This is a genomic window from Oceanobacillus saliphilus, from assembly GCF_023522835.1.
GTDB classification, from domain to species: Bacteria; Bacillota; Bacilli; order Bacillales; family Amphibacillaceae; genus Oceanobacillus; species Oceanobacillus saliphilus.
The window spans coordinates 1-278 of sequence record NZ_JALCZU010000084.1 but is presented as its reverse complement, the minus strand read 5'-3'; the positions used below and the strand labels follow the sequence as shown (position 1 = coordinate 278).

At 59.7% G+C, this 278-nt stretch carries 1 protein-coding gene; it reads right to left on the bottom strand.

What is annotated here, in order from left to right:
• Positions 1–278: class I tRNA ligase family protein (locus MN204_RS20535; protein ID WP_249872911.1), on the bottom strand; the 278-nt coding region annotated here is incomplete at both ends.

Genomic DNA, 278 nt, shown 5'->3' with positions numbered 1-278 from the left:
CAGTGCTGGAGAGATCGAACAGACCTTCATACCACTCGCCGGTGAAGACATACTTCTCACGGTCGCCCGGCAGGTAACCCCAGATTTCATCCGCGGTGAAGGACATGATCGGCGCCATCCAGCGCACCAGCGCTTCTGCGATGTGGTACAGCGCAGACTGACCGCTGCGGCGCGCCACGCTGTCCGCTTTCGCGGTGTACTGACGGTCTTTAATGATGTCGAGGTAGAACGAGCCCATCTCGATGGAGCAGAAGCGCATCAGGCGCTGCACCACTTCG